General features: G+C 56.7%; 7 protein-coding genes. All 7 read left to right on the top strand.

The window, feature by feature from the left end; translation table 11 throughout:
* Positions 1-63 precede the first annotated feature (63 nt).
* The 7 genes from Q1K23_RS06770 to Q1K23_RS06800 all read left to right on the top strand — a co-directional run bounded on the left by Q1K23_RS06770 (position 64) and on the right by Q1K23_RS06800 (position 6,282).
* On the top strand, positions 64-963 hold the full coding sequence (locus Q1K23_RS06770; RefSeq protein ID WP_300363386.1) for a PDC sensor domain-containing protein: 900 nt from the start codon (positions 64-66) through the stop codon (positions 961-963).
* Between the two features lie 87 nt (positions 964-1,050).
* The gene (gene hisH, locus Q1K23_RS06775) at positions 1,051-1,668 is read left to right on the top strand and encodes an imidazole glycerol phosphate synthase subunit HisH (RefSeq protein WP_300363387.1); all 618 of its coding nucleotides are present in this window, start codon (positions 1,051-1,053) and stop codon (positions 1,666-1,668) included.
* Positions 1,669-1,671: 3 nt separating this feature from the next.
* Positions 1,672-2,382, top strand: coding sequence for a 1-(5-phosphoribosyl)-5-[(5-phosphoribosylamino)methylideneamino]imidazole-4-carboxamide isomerase (gene hisA / locus Q1K23_RS06780; RefSeq protein WP_300363388.1), 711 nt, complete (start codon positions 1,672-1,674; stop codon positions 2,380-2,382).
* An 81-nt stretch (positions 2,383-2,463) separates the two neighbouring features.
* The gene (locus Q1K23_RS06785; protein ID WP_300363389.1) at positions 2,464-2,841 is read left to right on the top strand and encodes a chemotaxis response regulator CheY; all 378 of its coding nucleotides are present in this window, start codon (positions 2,464-2,466) and stop codon (positions 2,839-2,841) included.
* The gene (locus Q1K23_RS06790; protein WP_300363390.1) at positions 2,841-3,671 is read left to right on the top strand and encodes a 50S ribosomal protein L11 methyltransferase; all 831 of its coding nucleotides are present in this window, start codon (positions 2,841-2,843) and stop codon (positions 3,669-3,671) included. Before Q1K23_RS06785 ends, Q1K23_RS06790 begins: the two co-directional genes overlap by 1 nt.
* Positions 3,672-3,673: 2 nt before the next feature.
* Positions 3,674-5,665, top strand: a complete 1,992-nt coding sequence (ftsH, locus tag Q1K23_RS06795) for an ATP-dependent zinc metalloprotease FtsH (protein WP_300363391.1) — start codon at positions 3,674-3,676, stop codon at positions 5,663-5,665.
* Positions 5,662-6,282: a hypothetical protein gene (locus Q1K23_RS06800; RefSeq protein WP_300363392.1), complete on the top strand. Its 621-nt coding sequence runs from the start codon at positions 5,662-5,664 to the stop codon at positions 6,280-6,282. Before ftsH ends, Q1K23_RS06800 begins: the two co-directional genes overlap by 4 nt.
* Positions 6,283-6,432 lie beyond the last annotated feature (150 nt).

Below are 6,432 nucleotides of genomic sequence, written 5' to 3' on the forward strand. Positions count from 1 at the left end.
GGGTGGTTTGAAAAAAACGGTTTCTTCGATAAAATTTGAAAAAAAGAGGGAAGAGGAGTTTCCATGGTCATCAAAGAGATACAGCAGTATTCGGAGATCCGTCCAAAGGCGAGGGCCTATCTCTGTTATCTGCTCGCCAGGAACATTCCCAACAAAACCCCGGAAGTGAGTCTCGATACGATCGTCTCGGCCCTGAAAAAGATCAAGAAAGAGGTCAAGGAGATCGATACGCTCTACGTCCTCGACGCCAAGGGCAGACAGGTGATCAACAACATCAGCAAAACCCAGGCCTACAGGAGCGGGGCGGGGGAGAATAGGGCGGATCGGGCCTACTACTATCGCGCTGTCCGTGAAAAACGGTGTATTCTGACCGATCCCTATCCCTCCAAAATCGAGGGGATTCTCGTCGTGACGGCCGCCTATCCGGTTTACAACGAGAAAGGGCAGCTTCAGTACGTCGTCTGTGCCGATATCCCTTTGGACAAACTGCTTCACATGGTCCACCCCTCCTCGGGGGAGACGGCTTTCGGGCGTTTTACCCGCATCAGTTACGCTGCCTTCTCTTTGGCGCTGCTGGCGGTGGCGTTCATTCTCTTCATCAACGGCATAAAGAGTTTTTTCACGGCCCAGTTCAATATTTTCAACATCGACATCAAAGAGATGTTCGAAGCGACGATCCTCCTGACGCTCGCTTTGGCGATCTTCGATCTGGTCAAGGCGATTTTCGAGGAGGAGGTGCTGGGCCATCACAAAAAAGGGGAGCCCGACGAGATCCACAAAACGATGGTCCGTTTCCTCGGCTCCATCATCATCGCCCTGGCGATCGAGGCGTTGATGCTGGTGTTCAAATTTGCTATAATCGACCCCGAAAAACTGACTTATGCCGTCTATCTGATCGGCGGTGTGACAATGCTTCTTTTCGGTCTCTCCATCTATCTGAAAAGCATCCGCAAAGAGCGCTAGATCCGGTACTCCGTGCTATAGTGCGGCCGATGCGGGCAGAAAAGGGAAAGATCGACAACGGATCATGAAAAATTCAAAAGGCGACATTTGATAGCGATTATCGACTACAACATGGGCAATCTCGCCAGCGTCCGCAACGCGCTGGAGAAGATCGGAGCCTCTTCGGAAGTGGTTTCCGATCCGGAGAGGGTCGCGGATTTCGACAAAGTGCTGCTGCCGGGTGTCGGCGCTTTCGGCGACGCGATGGCGCATCTGAGGGAAAACGGGATGGACGAAGCCGTCAGGGCCTTCGCGGAAAGCGGCCGGCCGATGCTGGGGATCTGTCTGGGGATGCAGCTGCTCTTTCAAAAGAGCCTGGAGTTCGGAGAGCACGAGGGGCTGGGACTCATTCCCGGTGAAGTGGTCCCCTTCGATCCAAATCTCTTCGAAACGCCCCACAAGATTCCCCACATGGGATGGAACGAACTCTTCGTCCAGAAGCAGACGCCGCTGTTCGAAGGGCTTGCGAAAGAGTTCTATCTCTATTTCGTCCACTCCTACCATGCCGTCACGCCGGACGAATACGCGATCGGCAGGACCTGGTACGGATACGAATTCGTCAGTGCCGTGCAGCGGGGAAATGTTTTCGGCATCCAGCCGCATCCGGAAAAATCCCACGACAACGGGTTGAGAATATTGAAAAATTTTGTAGAAATGAAGGTGTGAAAGATGGAGATACTTCCTGCGATCGATCTCAAAGACGGCAAGGCCGTGCGTCTGACCAAAGGGCTGATGGAGAGTGCGAAAATCTACAGCGACGAACCGTGGCAACTGGCCAGGGCGTTCGAGGAGATGGGTTCGAGGTGGCTCCATCTGGTGGATCTCAACGGCGCTTTCGCGGGTGAGCCGAAAAATCTCGAGCAGATCGAAAAAATCCGGAAAAACTGCGATCTGAAGATGGAACTGGGCGGAGGTATCCGCGACGAGGAGACGATCGAACGCTATCTCGACCTGGGAATCGACCGTCTCATCCTCGGCTCCATCGCCGTCAGGGATCCCGATTTCGTCCGTGAGATGGCTTCGAAATACCCCATCGCCGTGGGTATCGACGCGATCGACGGATACGTGGCCGTGGAGGGCTGGGCGGAAGTGAGTCAGATGAAGGCGACCGATCTGGCGCGGGCTTTCGCCGACTGCGGCGTCGAGGCCATCATCTGTACCGACGTGGGTCGTGACGGTACACTTTCGGGTGTAAATGTCGATTTTACCGTGAGTATCGCCGAAGCTTCGGGTGTCGACACGATCGCCAGCGGCGGCGTGCGGGATATGGGGGATATCGAAGCGCTTCTGGCGACCGGAAAGGTCGCCGGTGTCATCGTCGGCAAAGCCTTCTACGAAGGGACGCTCGATCTGAAAAAGGCGTTCGAACTGGTGGGTTGAGAGCGTTTCACCACAAAGCGAGGCTTAATCCTCCACACGATAAAATAGACCCGATTCACTATCTTGTATGAAGGACCTACATTGAAGATCATGGTGGTTGACGACAGCTCTACGATGCGTCGGATTATCAAGAATACATTGAACCGGCTGGGGTACAAGGATCTGCTCGAAGCGGCGGACGGTGCCGAAGCCTGGGACGTGATGCAGGCGAACAAAGAGGATATAGGGGTGCTCATCACCGACTGGAACATGCCCAACATGAACGGCCTCGAACTGGTCAAAAAGGTGCGCAGCCAGGCGGAGTTCGAAGACATTCCGATCATCATGGTAACGACCGAAGGAGGCAAGGCGGAAGTGATCACGGCCCTCAAAGCGGGTGTCAACAACTATATCGTCAAACCCTTCACGCCACAGGTACTCAAAGAGAAACTGGAAGCGGTCCTGGGCCTCAACGACTGATGAAGGATACCTACTTCGAGTTGACGGTGACGCCGTCGGCCCACCTCGACCTTTTCCTCGACCGAATGCAGACCCTTTTCCCCGAAGCGATCGAAACCACCGATACCTCGCTGATCATCCGCAGCGAAGAGGATGTCACACCTCTTGTGGAAGGGGCGAAAGCCTACGCGAAAATTCTCTCCGAGCGACTCGGAGAGGCCGTGACGGTGGAAACCGCCGTCGAGGAGAAGGAGAACGTGGACTGGATCGCGCAGTACAGGGAAGCGATCCGGCCCGTCGAAGTGGGAGATTTCTACGTCTATCCCAGCTGGGAGTCTCCAAAGGAGGGCAAACGCAACATCATGATCGATCCGGCGCTCGCCTTCGGTTCGGGCCACCACGAAACGACGGCGAGCTGTCTGGAGGCGATCGGCGGGTTCGTCCAAAAGGGAGACACGCTCCTGGATGTGGGATGCGGCAGCGGTATCCTGGGGATCGCGGCAGCGATGCTCGGTGCCGAGGTGGACGCCTGCGACACGGATCCGCTGGCCGTAGAGAACGCCCAAAAAAACTTTGCCCTCAACGATCAACGCCTGGGAAAGATATGGGAGGGCTCCGCTCCCGCGGCGGAAAGGGAGTACGACGTGGTCGTCGCCAATATCGTGGCGGATGTGCTCAGAATGATTGCCCCGGACTTAAAGAAGCGAACTAAAAAGGGCGGGCTATTGATACTTTCCGGAATACTTGATACAAAAGAGGCCGAGATCGACGAAGCCTTCGGCGATCTCGAACTTCTGAAAACCATCGCCCGAAACGAGTGGCGAACCAAAATCTACAGAAAACAAGGATAGAGATGGCGGATAACAACCAAAAGAAAGATCCCAACGATCAGAATTTTTTCAACAAAAATCCTCTTCTGACCTTCGCGATCTTTTCGCTTCTGATCATCATACTTTTCAAGAGTTTCGTCGGAACCCAGGAGGGGCAGTTCGGTGCACAGAATCCCAACGCCATGGGAACGGCTCCGGTGACGCAGACCAAGACGATTCCCTATTCCGACCTCAAGCGGATGATCAAAGAGGGCAAGATCAAGTACGTTTCGATCGGCCAGACGACGATCAAGGCGATCTCCAGCGAAGGGGGCTTCAAAACCCTCTATATCGCCAAGAAGGTTGGTGAGGACAGTACGCTGATCCCGCTGCTCGATCAAAAAGGTGTCGAATACAGCGGCTATAGCGAAAACAACTGGCTGGGCGAGATACTCTTCGGCTGGGTGCTGCCGATCCTGATCTTCTTCGGGATCTGGATGTTCCTGGCCAGCCGCATGCAGAAGAACATGGGCGGCGGGATTCTCGGTATGGGCAGCGCCAAGAAGCTGGTCAACTCCGAAAAGCCCAACGTCAAGTTCGACGATGTCGCCGGTGTCGAGGAGGCGAAAGAGGAGGTCAAGGAGATCGTCGAGTTTCTCAAATACCCCGAGCGCTACATCCGCCTGGGGGCGAAAATCCCCAAGGGTGTTTTGCTGGTGGGCCCTCCGGGCACCGGTAAGACGCTCCTGGCCAAGGCGGTGGCGGGCGAGGCGAACGTGCCTTTCTTCTCCGTCAGCGGCTCGAGCTTCATCGAGATGTTCGTCGGTGTGGGCGCCGCGCGGGTGCGTGATCTCTTCGAACAGGCCAAGAAAGAGGCCCCGGCCATCATCTTCATCGACGAGATCGACGCCATCGGAAAAAGCCGTGCCGCCAGCGGCCAGATCGGCGGCAACGACGAAAGAGAGCAGACACTCAACCAGCTGCTCGCCGAGATGGACGGTTTCAGCTCCGACACGCCGATCATCGTCCTGGCGGCCACCAACCGCCCCGAAGTCCTCGACCCCGCGCTCCTGCGTCCGGGCCGCTTCGACCGCCAGGTGCTGGTGGACAAACCCGACTTCGAAGGGCGGGTGAAGATCCTCAAGGTCCATGTCAAGCACATCAAGATGGCGCCCAACGTCGATCTGGAAGAGATCGCCCGGCTGACGGCGGGACTGGCGGGTGCCGACCTGGCCAACATCGTCAACGAAGCGGCCCTTCTGGCCGGACGTCAGAACAAGGAGCAGGTGGAGCAGGAGGATTTCCTCGAAGCGGTCGAGCGGGCCATCGCGGGTCTGGAGAAGAAGTCCCGCCGCATCGCACCCAAAGAGAAGCGTATCGTCGCCTATCACGAAAGCGGCCACGCGCTGATCGCCGAGACGACGCCGGGTGCCAAGAAGGTCTCGAAAGTCTCCATCATCCCCAGAGGTTTGGCGGCTCTGGGCTACACCCTCAATACGCCCGAAGAGAACAAGTACCTGATGCAAAAACACGAACTCGTCGCCGAGATCGACACGCTGCTGGGCGGGCGTGCGGCCGAAGAGGTCTTCATCAAGGAGATCTCCACGGGTGCCAGCAACGACCTGGAGCGGGCCACCGACATCGTCAAGGCGATGGTGAGCCTCTACGGCATGAGTGACGTGGCCGGTCTGATGGTCCTCGAAAAGCAGACCAACATGTTCCTGGGCGGCGGATACAGCCAGAAGGAATACAGTGAAAAGACCGCCGAGGAGATGGACGAGTTCATCAAGAATTTCCTGAACGAACGCTACAAGCATGTCGTCAGCCGTCTCAAGGAGTACAGCGAAGCGATCGAGGAGATGGTCGAGGAGCTCTTCAAGGCGGAGACGATCGAAGGTGAAAAGGTCCGGCAGATCATCCGTGAGTTCGAAAAACGCCATGGCATCAAATCGAAGCTCGTAGGCGAAGAGTCGGAAGAAAGCGTCGACAAAACCTCCGCCGAGAAGGGCGCGGATACGGAAAAAGAGGAAAAATGATCGGCAAAGGTTACGTGCTCTCCCCGGGCTGGAGATACATCCTGCCTGTCTGGGGGGTGACGCTGCTGGTTCTGCTTTTCAGCGACGCGCTGCTGTTGAACCTGCTGCTTGTCGCCGCCAGCTTCGCGACGGCCTTCTTTTTCTACGTTCCCGAGAGGGAGCCTTTCGACAGGCGTGACGAGACGCTTCTGGCTCCGGTGGACGGTATCGTGGAGTCTGTGGAGGAGACGGAAGGGCGGAAGATTCTGAAGATCAGAAAATCTCTCGCCGGATCGACACCGGTGAGATCCCCTATCGCGTGCGAAGTGGCAGAATACGCAAGAGTGCACGGCGTATTTCTGGATCCCGACGATAGAAGAGCCTGGACGCTGAACGAGCAGGGCACGATCGACTATCGCTGGAGGGAGTCCGATATCCGTATGAGAGTGGTCAGCGGATTCTACGCCCTGGGGCTGCCGTTTTTTGTCCGGAAAGGTCCGGTGCACGCCGGCACTCCCCAGGCCCTGATGACCGACGGTATCGTCGAGCTTTCACTGCCGCGAAGTTTCGATGTCGCGGTAGCGGCGGGCGACAGGTTGCGCGGAGGCTATTCGGTACTGGGATACGGCGGGAGCTGATGGCCGGCCGCCGTTTTCAGATCGTCTATATCCTCCCCAACTCCTTCACCGCGGCATCGCTCTTTTCCGTGTGACCCTGGGGGCGGAACGCTTTTGTCCCTTCTCTTTGCTGGTTCTCCTTGACGTGGCTTTGGCCACGCCTGCGTCGAA

The organism is Hydrogenimonas sp. (assembly GCF_029933015.1).
Lineage (GTDB): Bacteria > Campylobacterota > Campylobacteria > Campylobacterales > Hydrogenimonadaceae > Hydrogenimonas.